Genomic DNA, 22652 nt, shown 5'->3' with positions numbered 1-22652 from the left:
CCTTTGTAGGACATCCCCATGCAAGCCGATTTGATACTCCCAAAACCCACCAGTCATAAAGCTTTAGGGTAAGTGGTGTGTAAATTTTAGCCCCATCATCTGTGTTTTTTTTCATTAGTTTCACCGTGTTATAGTTTTATTTGTGAATTAAATCAATTATAGCGATGAATTACAAGGGGTTAAATGATGCCACGGCATAACGAATTTGAATATATTGAGTCTTGTGTTGCGGTAAGAGGTTACACGCCAGGACGCAGGTTAAATGCTTACAAGGTTAGGGGATATTGTTTGCTTTTAACAGTAAACAAATTCCCCGGGGCTATACAATACCACCGGGGAGAAAATCTATTTAACGTTGTTAAAAGGTGTACTTAAGACCAGCAGTAGTGATGAAGTTATAGTTTTCTATGCCTGCACCATTTTTGCTGTAGTCAGAAGTGTTATCATTGTGATCATAAAGTGAAGTATCACCTTTTTTATTCGTAACCCGATTCCATGCGCCTTCAATATAAACTTTTGCATTAGGAGTTACGTAATAACCTGCATTGACTGCAACAGAATAGTAATTTTGGTCTTTGACTTTACTGCGATAAGTGATTCTTTTTCCTGGGTCATAGTGCTCATCGTTATCAGATGCTTCCACCCAGCCGCTGTATTTAAATGTGCCACCTAGCTCAAAATCTTCATAACGATAACTTCCAGTCAAGCCAATGTAGGGCATTTTAAAACGTTGTTTGTAGCCGATTGCTCTTTCTCCATTCGGGAAGGAGCCGATATCATCTCTGAATCCCTCCTCAGAACTGTAGATATAGGAACCACCTCTGGCTGTAAAGCTATAACGGCTTTCCTGATATCCGGCCATGAGTCCCAGGCGGTAATTGGGTTCGTTGAGGAGCCAGCCTTTGATATTCAGATCAAATTCGTTGGCATAATTGAGTTGTGTATCAGGGTGTCTACTTTCATCCGTCCAGGTTCCGGGGTTACTGGAATCCATCCAGTCCCGATCGACCATATTGCCACCTCGGCTGCCGAGTGTTGTCCAGCCAGCAGCCCCGATAGATATCTGGGGCATCAAATCCCAATTAATTGCCCCTTTAATAATTGCAGCGTTATTGAATTTCCAGTCAAGTTGACTGACTTTTCGGCCTCCTTCTTCGGCTAGATAAACACGCTCTTTTGTTTTTCCGCTCAGAGTTCCAAGACTAATGTCCGCATTTATGTTGTCAGGAGTAAACGATAAAGTCTCGGTAGAAGCAAAAGAGCTGATCGCAATAGGGGTTGTCAGGACTATTCCCAGAAGTTTCGCCCGCATAAAAGGTCTCCATTCAATCGTTTTAATGATTGAGTATGTATTTTTTATATCTAACTTAATGAGTCAATTGTATATTGCCCCACTGTTTATATTTTGTTTAACATTGAATTTTTGTCACAATGCACTGTCAGTTTTTTAGTTTAATTGTCTGTTTGTGTTTTGCATTGTGGTTTTATGGGCTAATTATTTTTTTCTTTGTGGAGTTTTTATCTATTCAAGTGCCATGCCTTTAGATGCATATTAGCGATAATAGCATGAGGTTTATCCTCAATTGCTGTGTTTTTTAGTATAAAAAAGAGGAACAAAACTGAGACACATAAGGCCTCGCAATGGCTTGCAAGGTTTTACATATTTTGAGGTAGTGGGACGTGTGAACGCAGAGATGGCGCGGTAATTTGTTGACTTAAAATGTCGTTCCTGGAGTTTCTAAGCCGTGGGCTACAGGTTCGAATCCTGCAGGGCGAGCCATTTATTTGTTCCCTTTTACAAATTACACCATCACTTTGTTGTCGCAGTTTTGCTAAATAATTGGAACACGTCAGACGAATAAAATGAAAACAGAAATTCTGCTAAACAATTCATCTTGCCAGGATTTTGATTAGGAAAGTGAAAAGGAAAGGAGCAAGCTAAGTTGCTCCCTTTAATCATTAATACTCAAGGATACTCTGCGCGACGGGCAAATAGCGCAGAGAGAAATAGAGCGTGTCTTTACCGCAAGAGGAACGTTTCGCTAACAGCGAGGCGATCTCTGCATCCGGTTTCGGTTTCGCTGTAAACGTTTTACCTTTACCAGCGACAAACAGTTCATAAACAATGCCGCTTGCTGGGGCGGAACTTTGGCAATCGGCGCTGGCCTGTAGATAACGTTCACGCTGTTCAGCGGTCAGTTTATCCACGCCGCTGCCATCCTGTGCCCAGACATTAACACCGGTTGCTTTAACTTGTTCCAGCAGTTGGCGATAGCCATCTGGCGACATGTTTCCGGCGAAAAAACTACTGATATAAACCGGTTTTGCTGAAACATCGCTAATCAACCGCTGCGCGTTGTTTAACCATGTTAGCAAAGGCTGACGGGCGGCTTCGCTGCGCCAGTTCAGGTCGTCAATTTCCGCGCTGATGTACCAGCCATCCGGCGTTACGCCAGGCACGGCGCTCCATAATCTGGCTTGCTGGAGATCGGCAGCCAGCAGGCGATTAAGATAGCTTTCCAGCGCTGCGGAGGACTGTTTCTGGTGTATAAAAAATTCCGGATCGGCGTTCAGCCCGACAATCAGCTTCAGGCCAGCCTGTTGCGCAGCTGCGGCACGCTTAAACAATAACGCGCGCTGTTCTGGCTGGGTGAATGCATCGCCGTAACGGGTCCATTGCAAAACCAGGGTATCGAAGCCTTGCAAACGTAACTGACTCATCAGCCCCTGCCACTGGGTATCGGTAACCTGACTATCACGGTTCTGTGGTTGCCAGATAATACCTTTCATCGCAAAGGAAAAAGGGCTGACCAAAAGCAGTGTCAGCAATACGAAAATGAACTTACGCATTTACCAGTGCACTCCAATGGTGAGAAACGCGTTGTTGCGCTCTCCGTTACGTTGATTAATCGCCTTAAAGGTATGTTGATATTCGACGCCGAGACTGACTTTGTGCGGCCAGGCGTCGTAGTGCGTCTCGCCGGTCCAGATATTCCAGCGGACCCCGACACCGCCAAGCTGCGCGCCCTGAGTGCCTTTATCACGATAACCGTTGTCCTGAACGTGAGCGTAAGGCTCAATAGTCTGTCCGTTCGCCACCTTCTGATGCCAGCTTACGCGATAATCTGCCGTCCACGCCTGAATATCCTGGCGGATATATTGCGCCGCATCGAGGTACAGGTTTTGGGCAAACCAGCCTGAACCGTTCGGGTGCCATTCGTCGCTGTATTTGCCGCCATTAAAGAATGAGGCGCTGGCGCGCAGCATGGTATCGGATGCGCCATTTTGTCCGTTCAGCGGCAACTGCTGTTCGACGGCGAGGAAAAAGATCTGATCGCGCAGCGGCTTCCAGCGCAGACCGGTGCCGGACATCGGATTTTTCACCGGCATCATCACCCCGTTTTCACCGGTATCGGCAAAGACGCGGCTATAAACTGAGAGCAGGTCGCCTTCCAGCAGCATATTGCGTCCGAGGCGGTACTCGGCTTCCAGTTGCCCGTAGCTACGATAGCTTTTCCCTGGCGCTGCGCCGCCGACATTATTGTTAGCGGTACTCATTGCGCCGGAACGCAAGCCGATAGAAGAATCGAAGCTGAACGTCCAGCGGCGACCGACCTCCTCATGCAGACGGCGGAAATTGAAGCGTTGCTGATTTTGCTCTGGGGTCAGTGGGGTTATCAGCGCCTGATTATCAATGTCATCAATCACCAGCCGGGCGTAGTGCTGCGTCGCAGGCATGTCATCCAGACGCTGGTTCACGTAGGCCAGTTGTCGGATAAGTGCCGGATCGTCCGGTAGCCCTTTATGCGCCTGTTCGAGCATTTCCCGCGACTGTGCGATATCACCGCTATCCCACAAGGCGTAACCAAGCGCTGCCTGGGTGTTGCTATTATTCGGTTCCAGTTCCAGCGCGGCGCGCAAATCACTCACCGCCGCCGGGATATTATGACGTTGGCGATAAATTGTTGCCCGCGCAACGTAAGCGTTGGCAGAAGGCGTAATATTGATTGAGCGCGTGAGATCGTTCAGTGCGAGTTCCGGCTGACCTGGAATGTAACGTTGCGCATGCAGCCACCAGTAGAGGGCATTGTTTCCCAGTCCACGTTGTTCTGCCTGTTGTAACCAGCGATCGCGAGCCGCGCCATTTCCTGCCGCCTGGGCGGTATTGGCGGCAGCAAGCAGATCCTCATTGCTCATGTCGTGAAGACTGATTTTCTGCCAGGCCGCCAGTGCGGTGGCGTAGTCCTCAACCTGATACGCCTGATAGGCTACCGCACGATGTTGCCAGGCGTTCGGTTGTCGTTGTTCGGCCTGAAGCCATGCATACAACGCCACACCGGGTAGCGTGTCCCGATAACACTTTGCCAGACGGTTCCAGGCGGCAGCATCGTAGGAAGGCGACATATCGCCCAGCAAGCGAACTATTGACGGGCAATTATCAGCAATACCCGGCAACTGACTTTGCCACTGACGTTGCTCCGCCAGCGGTAAAGGTTTCGATAAAATTGCCACCTTCGCCGGCGTTGCCAGGTAAGGATGACTTTCCAGCAGAGACGCCAGTCGCGCCATTAACGTCTGGCTGACACGCGCATCGTCCTGGAAAGGATAGCGTTGCAGCAATAAATCGGCAGCTTCGCGTGACTGCCCGTTCTGCATCAGTTGCCAGGTCAGTTGATCCAGGCGGGTAAGATTTGCCGGTTCTTGCTGATACAGCAATCGTGCCAGACGCAGAGCTTCAGCCTTGTTACGGGTCGCTACGCTAACGGCATAACGCTCCTCAAGCATTTCATTGGCGGGGAGGGTGGCGAGTAGTTTTTGCGCTGCGTCGTACTGACCTTCTTTTAACAGCACCGGTAGCGTCACGCCAACAACATACTGGCGGTTATCGGCAAACTGCACCGTATAATTCGCCAACGCCTGAACGGGGTTGGCGCTGTATTTAGATAACAGATAGAGCCAACTTTTCTCTTGTGCGTCCGTGGTAAACAGCGGCTTATTTTCAATGAGATAATGCTGGAGGCGTGCTTTTTCGCCACGATAAGCCAGCGCGGTCGCGTAAGTAATATATGACTGAGGATCGGTGAAGATCCCCTGTGATTGCAGCGCCAGGATCCGATCATCCAACTGCCCGGCAAGAAGCACGTCAAACCACTGACGGCGTTCTGCCGCGCTTAATGTGTTCTGCTGGCGTGCTTCATTATATAGCGTATCTGCCTGGGACCATTGTTTCAGGTAGATTGCCCGTTGCAGCAGATCGGTTCGCAGCGTTTTTCCTTCCGGCGATGCAGCAAACGTCGCATCGTTCAGTTGCGCTCTGGCGACAGGTAATTGTGCCAGCCGCAGGGCATTCTGCCCGACTTCACTGCGACAACGCAGGGTCGGCGCAGCATCGCACGCTTTTTGCTGGGCAAGCAGTTCTTCAACAGTCGTAACGCTTTTCACTTCAACAGGAATAGCCGCCAGACTGCGCTCAAGCCGATCATCTCCTGGGTGACGTTTCAGTTGATCCTCAAGCAACAGCCGCGCCCGGTCATCATGACCAAAATGACGATAGGCTTCCGCAAGGTATAAAGTCAGCGGAATATTATCCGGCACCTGCTGGTGTATATATTCAAATTCGCGGATGGCGGTTGCTTCGTCGTTATTTTTCTGTGCCTTCAGCGCCTTATCGAGACGGGGATAAATAACAAAATGGCGATAATCGCTCAGCCCCAGCTCTTCTGCGCTGGTGCCGATATTGTCTGCGAGTGCGCTGGTACTCAATAAAGATGTCAGCAGTAAACCAGACCATCCGATGACGCGATTAAGGTTATTCTCCTTCATTTTCGGACTCCAGTTGTGCAACCTGTTCAGTGTTTAAACCTGCTTTGAGTAATAGTGATTGCATCGAAACTTGTAATTCGCGTTGAATTGTCAGGACGCGATCCAACGTTTCCTGGCTGATAACGCCTTCGGTGACCAAAAACTTGCCGAGCGGCAGAGAACTGCGTTCATGGCGCAATAACAACACGTTAATTGCTGAACGATTAATATGACCGAGCGTGGTCAGTATTTCGGCGAACAGGAACTGATGCGGCACATATTGCCGCCAGATTTCACCGGCCTGCTGTTCCGTGAGCCACTGATGCTGAACTGCATTGTACAACATTGCCCGCGGATCGTGACCGCGTCGGCGTGCATACCAGTGGCGTAATCCGGTGACAATTTGTCCCCGCAGAACAATGACGTAACGCACTTTGCGTCCGACTTTACGCGTCAGGGCCGCCAGCGAAACCGGGTCAATACCATCTTCACTGCCGACAATTAACTCATCATTGTCCAGACGCAGCGGCAGTACCGCATAATGCAACGCCACGGAGGCCGGCATTTCGGCAATCAGCGAGGAAGGGATCTGCCAGGCATCGATGGATTCCCACGCCACGCCGTTTTGCTCTGCCAGCGCCTGTGCCAGTTGCTCGGCGCTAATCAGCCCCTGCATCAGCATTGAACCGCCCAGGCGTAGACCTTCGACGCGATTACGCAGTGCTGTATCGAGTTGTTCTTCAGTGATAACCTGATTTTCCAGCAGGATTTGACCTAACGGACGCAACGAGCGGGTATCGCCAGTCACGCTGGGGAAGTCATGCGTTGTTTTATCCCACGCGACGCGACGTGGATCGCCGTGTTGAAGTACCTGTTTTAACGCGCGCCAGTTGGCCATGAAGTTAATCAGGTTGCCCCAGAAAAGACGCAGGACAGATAGCAGCCCCTGCGTCAGGCCGTAGTAGCCAGTAACGAAAATCACCCGCTGCACGATGCGGTTAATCATCAAGCCAAAGTTTAGCCACAGCAGAGTCATTAACCATGCGCTGCCGCTGAAAATAGAAAGGAAATGCCAGGCATCGGGCCACAAACTTTCATACGCCAGCAACAGCAAAAGCTGTATCATCACCAGCATCGCGAGGAAGCTGACAAAGTTACTGATTGCCCCTTTGCGGTCGCGCCAGAGAAAGTAGTTCAGCGTCAGGCTGGAGGTCCATTTGTGGGTTTTAAAGCCCTGGAAAACAATGCCGATGATCCAGCGAGATTTTTGCCGAACCGCAGTCGAAAAGGTATCGGGGAAATATTTGCGCACGCAGATCATGTTTGACGTCCGCGCATGCTGTAAAAATTTACGCTGCTCGCGTTCTTTGGCTTCGTCCACCACCGGAAAACGGACAAAAATTTCCGTCATACCTTTCTCTTTCAGGCGGAAGCCAATGTCGTAATCTTCAGTCAGACTCTGCACGTCGAAAGCAATACCGTCACCGTCAGCTAACAGTGCGGTCACGGCGCGGCGGCTGAAACAGGTACCGACGCCTGCGCTGGGCACCTGTCCGGCGAGGGCTTCACGCACCGGAACATCTTTGCCATGCAGTTCTGAAAACTCATCAATGTAGGTCATGCTGGTGAAGTGCGTCCATTCGCGTTCGAACGGATACACTGGGATCTGAATCAGATCTTTACGCTCGACCAGATAGTTGAACAGACGCAATTCCATCGGTGAAATCACATCTTCGGCGTCATGCAGAATAAAACCAGCAAAAGCGAAATTGGCGCTACGTTCAAACTGGGTGATGGCGTCCAGCACGTTGTTCAGACAGTCGGCTTTGCTGGTGGGGCCAGGACGCGCGCAGATTACCTTATGCACGTTCGGGAAGCGAGCGCACACTTCGTCAACATCACGCTGAGTATCGGGGTCGTTGGGGTAGGTGCCAACAAAGATATGATAGTTTTCGTAGTCGAGCGTGGTCGCCGCCAGCTCGGCCATATTGCCGATGACGCCCGTTTCATTCCACGCCGGAACCATAATCGCTAACGGTTTTTCATCTGGTTTATACAGTTCGCGGTAACTCATTCGCGGGTAGCGGCGATAAACACTCAACTTGCGTTTAATGCGGCGTACCCAGTAGACGACATCAATAAAAAAATCGTCCAGCCCGCTGATGAACATAATGACCGCTAACGTTATCGCGATTACTTTTAAGCCGTAGAGCCAGGTAGCAAAAACATCAAGAAGCCAGTCCACACAAAAACCTTACATTAACGCTGGTTATGTTTAGGGTGGCGTATATTAAGGTTTTTTATGAATTGTGACAGCTTTTTATCATTAATAGGTATTACTATTGCGGCATGTTATTTTTACACTGGTTATAAAAGTTGCCGTTTGCTGAAGGATTAAGCGGGTAATATGATAACAAACCTTGTCCCCCGCACATCTGACGTTACCGCAACTGTGCCTTTATGCGCGACAACAATCGATTTCACTATCGCCAGGCCAATGCCGCTACCTTCGCCTTTTCGCTGGCGGGAAGGATCAACGCGGTAGAAACGGTCAAACAATCGCGGTAAGTGTTCGGGCGCAATGGGCGTACCGGGGTTTTCGACGGTAACTTGCACCAGGTGATCGACCGTCTGGCAGCGCACAACAATTGTCTCTCCGGTTGGCGTATTACGCAGGGCATTAGAAAGCAGGTTGCTTAACGCCCGACGCAGCATCAGCGGATCGCCCGCAACCTGACACTCGTCGCCAACAAACCGCAGCTCCACGCCGCGATCTTCTGCTAACGCCTCGAAAAAATCGAACACTTTGCCGACTTCATCCGCCAGGTTGAGCATTTTCTTTTCGGGGATTAGCTGGTTGTTATCGGCCTGAGCGAGAAACAGCATATCGCTGACCATTTTCGCCATTCGCGTCAGTTCTTCGAGATTAGAGTAGAGCACATCTTCCAGCTCCTTCTGGCTGCGCGACTGGCTGAGGGCGATTTCCGTTTGCGTAATGAGATTAGTAATAGGTGTGCGAATTTCGTGGGCGATATCCGCTGAGAAATTGGACTGTCGGGTAAAGACATCCTCAATACGCTCGATCATATGGTTGAACGACAGTACCAGCTGTTCCAGCTCAATGGGCACGGTCTGCGGGTCAAGGCGAACGTCGAGATCTTTCGAGGTGATATTCTGGATTTGACGGCTGACGCTGCGGATCGGCGCGTGACCTTTATGTACCGCCAACAGCACGATAAAGACGATCAGGATGCTGATTACCGATGCGGTCATAATAAGTTTATTCATCAAATCATTGATGTAATGAAGATGAAAATCGATCGAAAGCGCGATGTAGAGCGTATAAATCGGTTTGCCGTCAACCAGCGGGCCAACCGGCAAGTTAATCATCCGCCAGTTGCTGTGTTCCATATGCCCGTGACCGTGCCCTGGCATCATCATCGTCGGGCCGGAAAGGAGATACACCTCGCCGCCCTGCGCGTCTTTATCGGGTATGGCGTCACGCGTAAACTCGCGGATATCCGGCGCGCCGGGGGAGTGATACACCGTTTTACCGTGGCTATTTGCCAGGGAGATCAACACATTGGAATAACCACTGACGATATCTTCCAGCGTCATTAAGCGTCGGGCTTGCGTTTCGTCAGGGTGATTAAGTACCCGTTCAAGGGTGGCGCTAATCTCCTTTAAATCATTAATATCCTGCTCGGCAAAATGCACTTTTACCGAGTGGATCATGATCCATGCAAAGGCGAAAAACGCCGCGATGGTGGCGAGGCTGATAAAAAAGGTCAGGCGGGTTGCCAGCGAAAACGGGCGCTGAAATGGCTTACTGACCATCCGGCACCTCTAGCATGTAACCCACGCCGCGCACGGTCTGAATCAACTTTGGCTCAAAGTCGTTGTCGATTTTGCCGCGCAGCCGCTTCACCGCCACATCAATGGCGTTGGTATCGCTGTCAAAATTCATGTCCCATACCTGCGAGGCGATAAGCGAGCGGGGCAGCACTTCGCCCTGATGGCGGAGGAAAAACTCCAGCAGAGTAAATTCTTTACTGGTCAGAGTGATGCGCGTGCCGCTGCGGGTGACTTTGCGGCTGACGAGATCGACCATCAGATCGGCAACCTGAAACTGACTTTCGATAATTACCGCCGCTCCGCGCCGCAGTAGAGTGCGCACCCGCGCCAGCAGTTCAGCAAAAGCGAACGGCTTCACCAGATAGTCATCCGCCCCCAACTCCAGCCCCTTGACGCGATGTTCAATGGTGCCAAGCGCGGTAAGCAACAGAATCGGCATCCCCTTATTGGCGGAACGCAACATGCGCACGATATCCCAGCCGTTCACGTCCGGCAGCATAATATCGAGGATTATCAGATCATAATCACCGGTCATCGCCAGATGGTAGCCATTCAGCCCGTTGTCGGCCAAATCGACCACAAAACCGGCTTCGGTTAACCCTTTGGTCAAGTATTCTCCGGTTTTCTTTTCATCTTCGACAATCAACAGTTTCATATTTCCTCCGCATGTTGCCCGGGCAATTCTAGAGTAGCGGGATCAGATGGCAATCGCTTATTGGCAAAATGACAATTTTGTCATTTTCCTGTCACCGGAAAATCAGAGCCTGGCGAGTAAAGTTGGCAGCATAAAATCACCAGAAATTATGAGCCTATGTCTCCTTGTAAACTTCTGCCATTTTGTGTGGCCCTTGCGCTAACCGGTTGTTCACTGGCACCGGATTATCAGCGTCCGGCAATGCCCGTGCCGCAGCAGTTCTCACTCAGCCAGAACGGTCTGGTTAACGCAGCAGATAACTACCAGAACGCGGGCTGGCGCACCTTTTTTGTTGATAATCAGGTGAAGACGCTGATTAGCGAGGCGTTGGTGAATAACCGGGATTTGCGCATGGCGGCGCTGAAAGTGCAGGAAGCGCGGGCGCAATATCGTCTGACCGATGCCGACCGCTACCCACAGCTCAATGGCGAGGGCAGCGGCAGCTGGAGCGGCAATCTTAAAGGCGATTCAGCCACGACGCGGGAGTTATCGACTGGCCTTAACGCCAGCTTTGATCTCGATTTTTTCGGTCGCTTAAAGAACATGAGCGAAGCCGAGCGCCAAAATTATTTTGCCACTGAGGAAGCTCAGCGCGCGGTGCATATTCTGCTGGTTTCTAATGTCGCGCAAAGCTATTTCAATCAGCAACTGGCGTATGCGCAATTGCAAATAGCCGAAGAAACGCTGCGTAATTATCAGCAGTCATATGCGTTTGTCGAAAAACAACTGTTGACCGGTAGCAGCAATGTTCTGGCGCTGGAACAGGCTCGCGGGGTGATAGAAAGTACCCGCAGCGACATCGCTAAACGTCAGGGGGAACTGGCGCAGGCGAATAATGCATTGCAACTGTTATTGGGAAGCTACGGCAAGCTGCCGCAAGCGCAGACAGTAAACAGCGACAGCCTGCAAAGCGTTAAATTACCGGCGGGCTTGTCGTCGCAAATCTTATTGCAGCGCCCTGATATTATGGAAGCTGAACACGCGTTAATGGCGGCTAATGCCAATATTGGTGCTGCGCGTGCGGCATTTTTCCCGTCTATCAGCCTGACCAGCGGAATATCAACCGCCAGCAGCGATCTGTCGTCATTATTTAACGCCAGCAGCGGGATGTGGAATTTTATTCCTAAAATTGAGATCCCCGTTTTTAATGCCGGACGCAACCAGGCCAATCTGGATATCGCCGAAATTCGCCAGCAGCAGTCGGTGGTGAATTATGAACAGAAAGTCCAGAACGCCTTTAAAGAAGTGGCAGATGCGCTGGCATTACGTCAAACCCTGAACGCTCAAATCAGCGCCCAGCAGCGTTATCTTGCGTCGCTGCAAATTACTTTGCAACGGGCGCGGGCATTATATCAGCACGGCGCGGTAAGTTATCTGGAAGTGCTGGATGCCGAGCGTTCTTTATTTGCAACCCGACAAACTTTACTTGACCTGAATTATGCCCGTCAGGTTAACGAAATTTCTTTATATACCGCCTTAGGGGGCGGTTGGCAGCAATAATTTTTAACTCCAGGAGAGAATAAATGAAAAAAACACTGCAAGTCGCAATGTTCAGTCTGTTTACCGTTATTGGCTTTAATGCCCAGGCTAACGAACATCATCATGAAACCATGAGCGAAGCACAACCAAAGGTTATTAGCGCCACTGGCGTGGTAAAAGGTGTTGATCTGGAAAGCAAAAAAATCACCATCCATCACGATCCGATTGCTGCCGTGAACTGGCCGGAGATGACTATGCGCTTTACCATCACCCCGCAGACGAAAATGAGCGAAATTAAAACCGGCGACAAAGTGGCGTTTAATTTTGTCCAGCAGGGCAGCCTTTCTTTATTACAGGATATTAAAGTCAGCCAGTAATCCGGGTTTAATGAGATGAAAAAAATCGCGCTTATTATCGGCAGCATGATCGCGGGCGGTATTATTTCTGCGGCAGGTTTTACCTGGTTTGCAAAGGAGGAACCGCCCGCAGAAAAAACGTCGACCGCAGAACGTAAAGTCTTATTCTGGTACGACCCGATGTATCCCAATACGCGGTTCGATAAACCAGGGAAATCGCCGTTTATGGATATGGATCTGGTGCCGAAATATGCCGATGAAGAGAGTTCTGCGTCTGGTGTGCGCATTGACCCGACTCAGACGCAGAATCTGGGGGTGAAAACGGCGACCGTCACGCGCGGGCCGCTGACTTTTTCCCAGAGTTTCCCGGCGAATGTCAGTTACAACGAGTATCAGTATGCCATTGTGCAGGCCCGCGCCGCCGGGTTTATCGACAAGGTGTATCCGCTTACCGTGGGCGATAAAGTGCAAAAGGGCGCGCCGCTTCTCGACCTGACCATTCCCGACTGGGTGGAAGCGCAGAGTGAGTATTTACTGCTGCGCGAAACCGGCGGTACGGCGACCCAGACTGAAGGCATTCTTGAGCGACTGCGACTGGCGGGAATGCCGGAGGCTGATATTCGCCGCCTGATCGCCACGCAAAAAATCCAGACTCGCTTTACGCTCAAAGCGCCCATTGATGGCGTGATCACCGCGTTTGATCTGCGCGCGGGAATGAATATCGCCAAAGATAACGTGGTCGCGAAAATTCAGGGTATGGACCCGGTGTGGGTCACTGCTGCGATCCCGGAGTCCATCGCCTGGCTGGTGAAAGATGCCTCGCAGTTTACGCTCACCGTTCCGGCGCGACCTGATAAAACACTCACCATCCGCAAATGGACGCTGCTACCTGGCGTGGATGCTGCGACCCGCACGCTGCAACTGCGTCTGGAAGTCGACAACGCCGACGAGGCGCTAAAACCGGGCATGAACGCCTGGTTGCAACTCAATACCGCCAGCGAACCGATGCTGCTCATTCCGTCACAGGCGCTGATTGATACCGGCAACGAACAGCGGGTGATTACCGTTGATGCTGACGGGCGCTTTGTACCGAAACGCGTTGCCGTTTTCCAGGCATCGCAAGGCGTCACCGCGTTACGCTCTGGTCTGGCGGAAGGTGAAAAGGTGGTTTCCAGCGGCCTGTTCCTGATTGATTCTGAAGCCAATATTTCTGGCGCACTGGAGCGGATGCGCTCTGAAAGTGCTACCCATGCGCATTGAGGGAATAGCCAATGATTGAATGGATTATTCGTCGCTCGGTGGCGAACCGTTTTCTGGTGCTGATGGGCGCGTTGTTTCTGAGTATCTGGGGCACCTGGACCATCATTAACACGCCAGTGGATGCACTGCCGGATCTCTCTGATGTACAGGTGATTATTAAAACCAGCTATCCCGGTCAGGCACCGCAAATCGTTGAAAATCAGGTGACTTATCCGCTAACCACCACCATGTTGTCGGTGCCTGGCGCGAAGACTGTGCGCGGTTTCTCGCAGTTTGGCGACTCTTATGTGTATGTCATTTTCGAAGATGGCACCGATCCGTACTGGGCGCGCTCGCGGGTGCTGGAGTACCTCAACCAGGTACAGGGTAAGCTGCCTGCGGGAGTCAGCGCCGAGCTGGGGCCAGATGCCACGGGTGTTGGCTGGATCTATGAATATGCACTGGTGGATCGCAGCGGTAAGCACGATCTGGCCGATTTACGCTCATTGCAGGACTGGTTTCTCAAATATGAGCTAAAAACCATCCCTGACGTTGCGGAAGTGGCGTCGGTGGGCGGTGTGGTGAAAGAGTATCAGGTGGTTATCGATCCTCAGCGCCTGGCGCAGTATGGCATCAGTCTCGCCGACGTAAAAAGCGCGCTGGATGCTTCAAACCAGGAAGCGGGCGGTTCGTCGATCGAACTGGCGGAAGCGGAATATATGGTGCGCGCCAGCGGCTATCTGCAAACGCTCGACGACTTTAATCACATCGTTTTAAAAGCCAGTGAAAATGGCGTGCCCGTTTATCTGCGTGATGTTGCGAAGGTCCAGGTTGGCCCGGAGATGCGCCGGGGCATTGCCGAACTGAACGGCGAAGGCGAAGTGGCGGGCGGGGTGGTGATCCTGCGTTCCGGCAAAAACGCCCGTGAAGTGATCGCCGCCGTGAAGGACAAACTGGAAACGCTGAAAAGCAGTCTGCCGGAAGGTGTGGAGATAGTTACAACATACGATCGCAGCCAGCTCATTGACCGCGCCATTGACAACCTCAGCGGCAAGTTGCTGGAAGAGTTTATTGTGGTGGCGGTAGTCTGTGCGCTGTTTCTCTGGCATGTGCGCTCGGCGCTGGTAGCGATTATTTCGTTGCCGCTGGGGTTGTGTATTGCTTTTATTGTCATGCACTTTCAGGGACTGAACGCCAATATTATGTCGTTGGGTGGCATTGCGATTGCCGTCGGGGCGATGGTCGATGCCGCTATCGTCATGATCGAGAATGCGCATAAACGGCTGGAAGAGTGGCAGCACCAGCATCCTGACGCCACGCTGGATAATAAAACGCGCTGGCAGGTGATCACCGATGCATCTGTTGAAGTGGGTCCGGCGCTGTTTATCAGTCTGCTGATTATCACGCTGTCGTTTATCCCGATCTTCACCCTGGAAGGGCAGGAAGGTCGTCTGTTTGGCCCGCTGGCGTTCACCAAAACCTATGCGATGGCGGGCGCGGCGCTACTGGCGATCGTAGTGATCCCGATCCTGATGGGCTACTGGATCCGTGGCAAAATTCCGCCGGAAAGCAGTAACCCGCTCAATCGCTTTTTGATTCGTGTTTATCATCCGCTGTTGCTGAAAGTACTGCACTGGCCGAAAACCACGCTGTTGGTGGCAGCGCTTTCGGTGCTGACGGTTCTCTGGCCGCTCAATAAAGTTGGCGGGGAATTTTTACCGCAGATCAATGAAGGCGACTTGTTGTATATGCCATCGACGCTGCCGGGGATTTCCGCAGCAGAGGCGGCGAGCATGCTGCAAAAAACCGACAAGCTGATTATGAGCGTACCGGAAGTGGCGCGGGTATTTGGCAAAACCGGGAAAGCGGAAACCGCCACCGATTCAGCTCCACTGGAGATGGTAGAAACGACTATCCAGCTTAAGCCGCAGGATCAGTGGCGGCCTGGCATGACGATGGACAAAATCATTGAGGAACTGGATAACACCGTGCGTCTGCCGGGGCTGGCGAATCTGTGGGTGCCGCCAATTCGTAACCGTATCGATATGCTCTCGACTGGCATTAAAAGCCCTATTGGCATTAAAGTTTCCGGCACTGTGCTGGCGGATATCGACACGATGGCGGAGCAAATTGAAGAAGTGGCGCGAACGGTGCCAGGCGTGGCTTCTGCGCTTGCTGAGCGTCTGGAAGGTGGGCGTTATATCAACGTTGAGATTAACCGTGAAAAAGCCGCGCGTTACGGTATGACGGTGGCGGATGTGCAGTTGTTTGTGACTTCTGCGGTGGGCGGGGCGATGGTTGGCGAAACGGTGGAAGGGATTGCTCGTTATCCAATTAATCTGCGTTATCCGCAAAGCTGGCGCGATAGCCCGCAGGCACTGCGCCAGTTGCTGATCCTCACGCCGATGAAGCAGCAAATCACCCTGGCAGACGTGGCTGACGTTAAAGTCTCTACCGGACCGTCGATGCTGAAAACCGAGAATGCGCGCCCGACGAGCTGGATTTATATCGATGCCCGCGATCGTGACATGGTGTCGGTGGTTCACGATCTGCAAAAAGCGATAGCTGAAAAAGTGCAGTTAAAACCGGGCACCAGCGTGGCATTCTCCGGGCAGTTCGAGCTACTGGAGCGCGCCAACCATAAGCTGAAACTCATGGTGCCGATGACGTTGATGATCATCTTCGTGCTGTTGTATCTGGCGTTCCGTCGGGTGGGCGAAGCGTTGCTGATTATCAGCAGCGTACCGTTTGCGCTGGTGGGTGGCATCTGGTTGCTGTGGTGGATGGGCTTTCATCTTTCCGTGGCGACGGGTACCGGTTTTATTGCCCTTGCCGGGGTTGCTGCCGAATTTGGCGTGGTGATGCTGATGTATTTACGTCACGCCATAGAGGCCGAGCCGTCGTTGAATAATCCGCAAACATTCAGCGAGCAGAAGCTGGATGAGGCGTTGTATCACGGCGCGGTCCTGCGCGTGCGCCCGAAAGCGATGACGGTGGCGGTGATTATCGCTGGTCTGCTGCCGATTCTGTGGGGAACGGGAGCAGGTTCAGAGGTGATGAGCCGGATTGCCGCGCCGATGATTGGCGGCATGATCACCGCGCCTTTGCTATCGCTGTTTATTATCCCGGCGGCGTATAAGCTGATGTGGCTGCACCGACATCGGGTACGGAAATAAAAGCAGGATACCCGGTTTAACCGTGTGGATTGTGTCTTGCGACGATGGGCACTAAATGTTAAAAGGTGCCCCTCAACAAAAAAGACACACAGGGGAAAGGCGTGAAAAACGCGTCAACCGTATCGGAAGATACTGCGTCGAATCAAGAGCCGACGCTTCATCGCGGATTACATAACCGTCATATTCAACTGATTGCGCTGGGTGGCGCAATTGGTACTGGTCTGTTTCTTGGCATTGGTCCGGCGATTCAGATGGCGGGTCCGGCTGTATTGCTGGGCTACGGCGTCGCCGGGATCATCGCTTTCCTGATTATGCGCCAGCTTGGCGAAATGGTGGTTGAGGAGCCGGTATCTGGTTCATTTGCCCACTTTGCCTATAAATACTGGGGACCGTTTGCGGGCTTCCTCTCTGGCTGGAACTACTGGGTAATGTTCGTGCTGGTGGGAATGGCAGAGCTGACCGCTGCGGGCATCTATATGCAGTACTGGTTCCCGGATGTTCCAACGTGGATTTGGGCTGCCGCCTTCTTTATTATCATCAACGCCGTTAACCTGGTGAACGTGCGCTTATATGGCGAAACCGAATTCTGGTTTGCGCTGATTAAAGTGCTGGCGATCATCGGTATGATCGGCTTTGGCCTGTGGCTGCTGTTTTCTGGTCACGGCGGCGAGAAAGCCAGTATCGATAACCTCTGGCGTTACGGTGGTTTTTTTGCCACCGGCTGGAATGGGCTGATTTTGTCGCTGGCGGTAATTATGTTCTCTTTCGGCGGTCTGGAGCTGATTGGGATTACTGCCGCTGAAGCGCGCGATCCGGAAAAAAGCATCCCTAAAGCAGTGAATCAGGTGGTGTATCGCATCTTGCTGTTTTATATCGGTTCACTGGTGGTTTTACTGGCACTCTATCCGTGGGTGGAAGTGAAATCCAACAGTAGCCCATTTGTGATGATTTTCCATAATCTCGACAGCAACGTGGTGGCTTCTGCGCTGAACTTCGTCATTCTGGTGGCATCGTTATCGGTGTATAACAGCGGGGTTTATTCTAACAGCCGCATGCTGTTTGGCCTTTCTGTGCAGGGTAATGCACCGAAGTTTTTGACTCGCGTCAGCCGTCGCGGCGTGCCGATTAACTCGCTGATGCTTTCCGGAGCCATCACTTCGCTGGTGGTGTTAATCAACTATCTGCTGCCGCAAAAAGCGTTTGGTCTGCTGATGGCGCTGGTGGTAGCAACGCTGCTGTTGAACTGGATTATGATCTGCCTGGCGCATCTGCGTTTTCGCGCGGCGATGCGACGTCAGGGACGTGAAACACAGTTTAAGGCGCTGCTTTATCCGTTCGGCAACTATCTCTGCATCGCCTTCCTCGGCATGATTTTGCTGCTGATGTGCACGATGGATGATATGCGCTTGTCAGCGATTCTGCTGCCGGTGTGGATTGTATTCCTGTTTGTAGCATTTAAAACGCTGCGTCGGAAATAAGGCATTCACGCCGTATCCGACAAAATGATGTCAACCATCCGAAACCGCTCTCATCCATTCGATAAGAGCGGTTTTTTTAATTACTGCTTAAATGCACCCGCCAGAGAGCGAATATCATTGCCGGTTGGCGACTGATGAAGTCGCAGACCAAACTCTTCGACAATCGCAAATATGTGATCGAATATATCAGCCTGAATGCTTTCATATTCCAGCCACACCACGGTGTTGGTAAACGCATAGATCTCGAGCGGTAAACCGTTATCGCCAGGAGCCAGTTGGCGTACCATTAAGGTCATATCTTTACGAATCCGCGGATGGTTACGTAGATATTCGTTCAGATAGGCACGAAAGGTTCCAATATTGGTCATTCGGCGCAGGTTTAATACCGACTCCGTAGAACCTTGCTGGCGATTCCACTCATTAATTTCCTGATGGCGGCTGGTTAAATAAGGTTTTAACAAATGCGCTTTATTCAGACGTTGCATTTCGTCTTCATCAAGAAAACGAATACTGGTGACATCAATACTGATACTGCGCTTAATACGTCGCCCGCCGGATGCTGACATCCCGCTCCAGTTTTTAAAGGAGTCAGAAACCAGAGACCAGGTGGGAATAGTGGTAATGGTATTGTCCCAGTTACGCACTTTGACGGTGGTTAACCCAATATCGATCACCGCGCCATCCGCGCCGTATTTCGGCATCTCCAGCCAGTCGCCCAGTTTCAGCATATCGTTCGCGGAAAGCTGAATACCTGCCACCAGACCAAGAATCGGATCTTTAAATACCAACATCAGCACGGCAGCCATTGCACCAAGACCGCTGATCAGAATCGCTGGCGACTGACCAATCAGCAGCGAGATCATCAAAATGCCGACCAGAATCGCGCCGATCAGTTTAATCCCCTGAAATATCCCTTTCAGCGGTAACTGAGATGCCGCCGGGAATTTCTGCGCCAGATTCAAAATCACATCCAGCAACGAGAAGACTGAAAGCAGCGCATACATCATGATCCACAACTGCGCGCAGGTAGTCAGAATATCTGCCGCTTCGGTGCCTTTTTGTAGCCAGAATACCGCCTGAATATTGACGATAATCCCCTGCAGGGTAAAAGCTAAACGGTGGAAGAGTTTATTCTGGGTAATGATTTGCAACCAAAGCCGTGAACTGGCGATGGCGCGTTTTTCGAAGGTCCGCAGTACCACCCAATGCAAAAAAATATGCACCACGACGGCGGTCAGAAAAATAATACCGAAAATCATCACCATTGAGGTGGTGTGATCGATCTCAATACCCGCTAAATCTTCAACCTGGGATATTAAATCCTGCATAACGTCTCCTTTATACAACAGCAGACTATGATGACGGCTGAAACAGGGTTATGCAAATCAGGAGAATCTGAGGGGAAATAGCCGGGCAGATGCCCGGCAAGAGAGAATTACACTTCGGTTAAGGTGATGTTTTGCGGCAGACGAGATTTCGGCAGCGTAGCGTTAAAATCTTCAACGCTGTGATGACCCACCGGAACAACTACCAGACTGGTGTAGCCTTTCTCTTTCAGACCAAATTCTTCGTCGAGGATGGCGGCGTCAAAACCTTCGATGGGTACCGCGTCCAGACCCAGCGCCGCCACGCCGAGCAGGAAGTTGCCGACGTTGAGATAAACCTGTTTTGCCATCCACTCTGCATCATCATGCAGATCTTTACGGTGCATATCGGCGAAGAACTTGCGACCTTTATCGTTCGCGGCTTTCGCTTCCGGCGTGGCAAAGCGGCCATCGGCATCTTCCTGGTCAACAACCAGCTTCAGCCAGGCATCGTCCATCGCGGTTTTTGCACAGAACACCACGACGTGCGAGGCATCAAGCATTTTACGCTCGTTGAACACGTAATTATCGGCAGCGGATTTGGCAACACGCGCTTTACCTTCTTCCGTGCTGGCAACAATAAAATGCCATGGCTGGGAGTTGGTGCTGGATGGGCTGTATTGCAGTAGAGTTTTGATCTGCTCGGCCTGTTCCGGGGTAAGTTTTTTGCTGGCATCAAATGCCTTAGTGGAATGACGCTTTAAGGCGACAGAAATGATATCCATAAAGACTCCATGTGAAAGTAATTTTGCGTGCCAGCAGATTACAAGGATCGAGATGAAATGGTAAGCGAGAAAAATGCGCTATTGATTTACGGTTGAGTCAGGACGCAGTCGTTTTTGATCGCGTTTAGCCAGACCATCAACCACCAGATTCCACGAATCGTTGATCAGATCGCGAAGTAACGCTTCGGAGATTTCCTCGCCGGGATACACCGAAATCCAGTGCTTTTTATTCATGTGATACCCTGGCTTGATGCTTGGGTATATTTGCTGATTTAGCAGGGATTTTTGTGGATCGGACTTCAGATTGATAAAGGGGACGCCGCGCAGCTCCGACGACAGCATAAAAATCTTGCCGCCAATTTTAAAAACATCGAACTCCGGGCCAAAAGGCCAGCAAAGCTCGACAAAGGGTAACTCAAGAGCCACGCGTTTCGCCGTTTCGTGCAGTGATTGCTTATCCATAAATGTTCCTTTAGGCGAAGGAGAATAAGCAAAGTATGCCGCGAAGTTCGGCGATAATCGACGTTTAATCCGCCAGCGAGAACCAGCGTCGCCAGATAAAGCGTAGAACAAAATACTCAATAGCGCCCAGCACTAAAAACCACAGACAAAACAATAAAGTGTAAAGCTGGCTAAGATCCATCAGATGGAACATGGTCACCAGTTTTTGTGCCAGCGTCAGCCCCAGTGCGGGGGCGGGCAGCAGCAGGCAAGAGAGGAAAGCCATCAGCAAAATGCCTGCTGCGGTGGTCAAGGTTTCTAAAGGGTGTTTCATAACATTGTTAAATGTAAGTTAAAACACCATTGTCAGGGATATTCTTCTGTAAGGCAATTCCCGGCTTAGTCACCAGCCCAGATCTCACAATGCTTTTTCACCAGCCCAATCAGCGAGCCGCCATCGGCGACGAAATCGCGCATCAGCTGCGCTTCATTCAGACCGCTGACGACCTGGTGATGCAGGGCCTCAATCGCACTCGATGCACCCATTTTATGTGCCGAAGGGGCGATTTTTTCCAGCAATCGCAAGGTGTCTTCCGTCAATGGTCGACGATCGCCAGTGTGCGGATCGGTAATGACGCCTTCCAGCCCATAGCGGCAGGCCTGGAAACGGTTGAATTTATACAGCAGGTAATCTTTCTCCTGATGTTTAAACGGGCGTTCCGTCAGTAACCAGTGGGCGGTAGCCTGAATCAATCCTGCCATATTTACCGCATGGCTAAGAGTTAACGGGGTATCCATTACCCGAACCTCCACCGTGCCAAAATGAGGACTGGGGCGAATATCCCAGTGCAGATCTTTAATGCTGTCGATCATCGTGGTGTAACTCAGGCAGCGAAACAGGGCTTCAAATTGTTGCCAGTTACTGACCCACGGCATCGGGCCATTATCGGGAAAGGCGGAAAAAATATTCGGTCGTGAGGAGGCAAAACGCGTATCCGTTCCTTGCATATATGGCGACGCGGCGGAAAGGGCGATAAAGTGCGGCACAAACCGTGACAAGCCGTGCAGCAAATAAATGGCATCATCGCCACTGGCGCAACCAACATGGACATGCTGACCAAAAACGGTCGCCTGCTGGATGAGATAACCAAAGTTTTCCAGCGTTCGTTGATAGCGTTCGTTATCGCATACCTCCTGACGCTGCCATTTCTGAAACGGGTGCGTGCCACCGCCGCAAATTTCCAGATGATGGTCTGCGGCTGCCTGCAATACGACTTTCTGCATCGCTGAAAATTGCCCGGCAGCCTGGTTGATATCACGGCAAACATCCGTCGCCAGCTCCAGCATACTTTCGGTGATATCGTGCTTTACCTCTCCGGCCGTGATCTGATTTTTAACCGCGTCAATCAGCATTGATGAGTCCTGGCTTAAGTCATAGCCCGGCGGATTAACCACCTGCATTTCCAGTTCAATACCGAGGGTAAAAGGTTCAGAAACATGAAAATCGGGTAATGGCATAGGTTTCTCTTATATTGGCGTTTTCTATTCAGTATAGAAGTGGGAGCGGCCGGGTGAGATGCGGAAGTTCTGGAATGTTTCTTTTTTTTGGCGATGGTGAACTGATGGTGACTGAAGCAATTTGGCTACTTTTGCAATGTGACAAGTTATGGCAGAGCTGGCTGGCGGCGAAGAATTTTGACGATTGAGGCATGCAGAAAAAAACGGGTTCAGCTTCAGTTGATTAAATGAGAAGTCCGAAACAGGACTCACTGTATAAATAAACAGCTATTTTGCTAAGGAAGGGTAAGATAACTGCGGGTGCCTGAAGCTTTCCGGTTTCAGGTTTACTCTGAGGTCTGGAAAGATGAAGCCCCAGGAGATATTTCTATCAACCCTGGGGCTGCCACTCCAAACCCGAACAATTTGGATGGTAGTCCCTTCTTCGCATGGAGGCAATATAAACATGCTGACGAAATATGCCCTTGTGGCAGTCATAGTGCTGTGTTTAACGGTGCTGGGATTTACGCTTCTGGTCGGAGACTC

Annotated in this window: 16 protein-coding genes and 3 pseudogenes; 6 read left to right on the top strand and 13 right to left on the bottom strand. The window is 51.2% G+C overall.

Annotation, left to right across the window (positions count from 1 at the left end):
• The 7 genes and pseudogenes from C4F37_RS27595 to cusR all read right to left on the bottom strand — a co-directional run.
• Window positions 1–115, bottom strand: a pseudogene (locus tag C4F37_RS27595) (class I SAM-dependent methyltransferase); the annotation flags it as partial.
• A 243-nt stretch (window positions 116–358) separates the two neighbouring features.
• A complete protein-coding gene (ompT, locus tag C4F37_RS25430; RefSeq protein ID WP_001357859.1) occupies window positions 359–1312 on the bottom strand; it encodes an omptin family outer membrane protease OmpT in 954 nt (317 codons plus the stop codon).
• Between the two features lie 647 nt (window positions 1313–1959).
• Window positions 1960–2850, bottom strand: a complete 891-nt coding sequence (locus C4F37_RS25425; protein WP_001773875.1) for a DUF4434 family protein — start codon at window positions 2848–2850, stop codon at window positions 1960–1962.
• Window positions 2851–5823, bottom strand: a complete 2973-nt coding sequence (nfrA, locus tag C4F37_RS25420) for a bacteriophage adsorption protein NfrA (protein WP_001538419.1) — start codon at window positions 5821–5823, stop codon at window positions 2851–2853. It abuts the gene before it with no gap.
• Window positions 5810–8047, bottom strand: coding sequence for a cyclic di-3',5'-guanylate-activated glycosyltransferase NfrB (gene nfrB / locus C4F37_RS25415; protein ID WP_001538420.1), 2238 nt, complete (start codon window positions 8045–8047; stop codon window positions 5810–5812). The genes nfrA and nfrB overlap by 14 nt, the downstream gene beginning before the upstream one ends.
• 149 nt (window positions 8048–8196) lie before the next feature.
• On the bottom strand, window positions 8197–9639 hold the full coding sequence (cusS, locus tag C4F37_RS25410) for a Cu(+)/Ag(+) sensor histidine kinase CusS (protein ID WP_001538421.1): 1443 nt from the start codon (window positions 9637–9639) through the stop codon (window positions 8197–8199).
• Window positions 9629–10312 carry a copper response regulator transcription factor CusR gene (gene cusR / locus C4F37_RS25405; protein ID WP_000770953.1) on the bottom strand — a complete coding sequence of 228 codons (684 nt, stop codon included), beginning with the start codon at window positions 10310–10312 and terminating at the stop codon, window positions 9629–9631. The genes cusS and cusR overlap by 11 nt, the downstream gene beginning before the upstream one ends.
• 156 nt (window positions 10313–10468) lie before the next feature.
• On the opposite strand from cusR, the gene cusC reads away from it, so the two are divergent.
• From cusC to pheP, 5 genes are all read left to right on the top strand, one after another.
• Entirely contained in the window at window positions 10469–11851 is a 1383-nt protein-coding gene (cusC, locus tag C4F37_RS25395) for a Cu(+)/Ag(+) efflux RND transporter outer membrane channel CusC (protein ID WP_001538422.1), read from the top strand.
• A 23-nt stretch (window positions 11852–11874) separates the two neighbouring features.
• Window positions 11875–12207, top strand: coding sequence for a Cu(+)/Ag(+) efflux RND transporter periplasmic metallochaperone CusF (gene cusF, locus C4F37_RS25390; protein WP_001357854.1), 333 nt, complete (start codon window positions 11875–11877; stop codon window positions 12205–12207).
• Window positions 12208–12222: 15 nt separating this feature from the next.
• Window positions 12223–13446, top strand: a complete 1224-nt coding sequence (gene cusB / locus C4F37_RS25385) for a Cu(+)/Ag(+) efflux RND transporter periplasmic adaptor subunit CusB (protein WP_000717136.1) — start codon at window positions 12223–12225, stop codon at window positions 13444–13446.
• An 11-nt stretch (window positions 13447–13457) separates the two neighbouring features.
• Window positions 13458–16601 (top strand): Cu(+)/Ag(+) efflux RND transporter permease subunit CusA, encoded by a 3144-nt coding sequence (cusA, locus tag C4F37_RS25380; RefSeq protein ID WP_001538423.1) that lies wholly within the window; start codon window positions 13458–13460, stop codon window positions 16599–16601.
• A 101-nt stretch (window positions 16602–16702) separates the two neighbouring features.
• The gene (gene pheP, locus C4F37_RS25375) at window positions 16703–18079 is read left to right on the top strand and encodes a phenylalanine transporter (protein WP_000786320.1); all 1377 of its coding nucleotides are present in this window, start codon (window positions 16703–16705) and stop codon (window positions 18077–18079) included.
• Between the two features lie 80 nt (window positions 18080–18159).
• Here pheP and ybdG read toward each other — a convergent pair whose 3' ends face one another.
• The 6 genes and pseudogenes from ybdG to C4F37_RS28305 all read right to left on the bottom strand — a co-directional run bounded on the left by ybdG (window position 18160) and on the right by C4F37_RS28305 (window position 22604).
• Entirely contained in the window at window positions 18160–19407 is a 1248-nt protein-coding gene (gene ybdG / locus C4F37_RS25370; RefSeq protein ID WP_001153132.1) for a mechanosensitive ion channel YbdG, read from the bottom strand.
• A 107-nt stretch (window positions 19408–19514) separates the two neighbouring features.
• Window positions 19515–20168 carry an oxygen-insensitive NAD(P)H nitroreductase gene (gene nfsB / locus C4F37_RS25365; protein ID WP_000351450.1) on the bottom strand — a complete coding sequence of 218 codons (654 nt, stop codon included), beginning with the start codon at window positions 20166–20168 and terminating at the stop codon, window positions 19515–19517.
• 78 nt (window positions 20169–20246) lie between these two features.
• Window positions 20247–20630, bottom strand: a complete 384-nt coding sequence (locus tag C4F37_RS25360; protein ID WP_001538424.1) for an MmcQ/YjbR family DNA-binding protein — start codon at window positions 20628–20630, stop codon at window positions 20247–20249.
• Between the two features lie 64 nt (window positions 20631–20694).
• Window positions 20695–20943: a DUF1158 domain-containing protein gene (locus C4F37_RS25355; protein WP_000682518.1), complete on the bottom strand. Its 249-nt coding sequence runs from the start codon at window positions 20941–20943 to the stop codon at window positions 20695–20697.
• A 65-nt stretch (window positions 20944–21008) separates the two neighbouring features.
• Window positions 21009–22127, bottom strand: a complete 1119-nt coding sequence (locus C4F37_RS25350) for a YbdK family carboxylate-amine ligase (RefSeq protein WP_001538426.1) — start codon at window positions 22125–22127, stop codon at window positions 21009–21011.
• Window positions 22128–22350: 223 nt separating this feature from the next.
• Window positions 22351–22604: pseudogene (locus C4F37_RS28305) on the bottom strand (hypothetical protein).
• Between C4F37_RS28305 and hokE the strand changes: the two are divergent.
• Window positions 22573–22652, top strand: a pseudogene (gene hokE / locus C4F37_RS27450) (type I toxin-antitoxin system toxin HokE); the annotation flags it as partial. The pseudogenes C4F37_RS28305 and hokE sit on opposite strands and share 32 nt — an antisense overlap.

It is taken from the genome of Escherichia sp. R1, assembly GCF_003000935.1.
Taxonomy (GTDB): Bacteria; Pseudomonadota; Gammaproteobacteria; order Enterobacterales; family Enterobacteriaceae; genus Escherichia; species Escherichia coli.
Note: the sequence above shows the minus strand (reverse complement) of the source record. Positions and strands in the feature narration are given on the sequence as shown.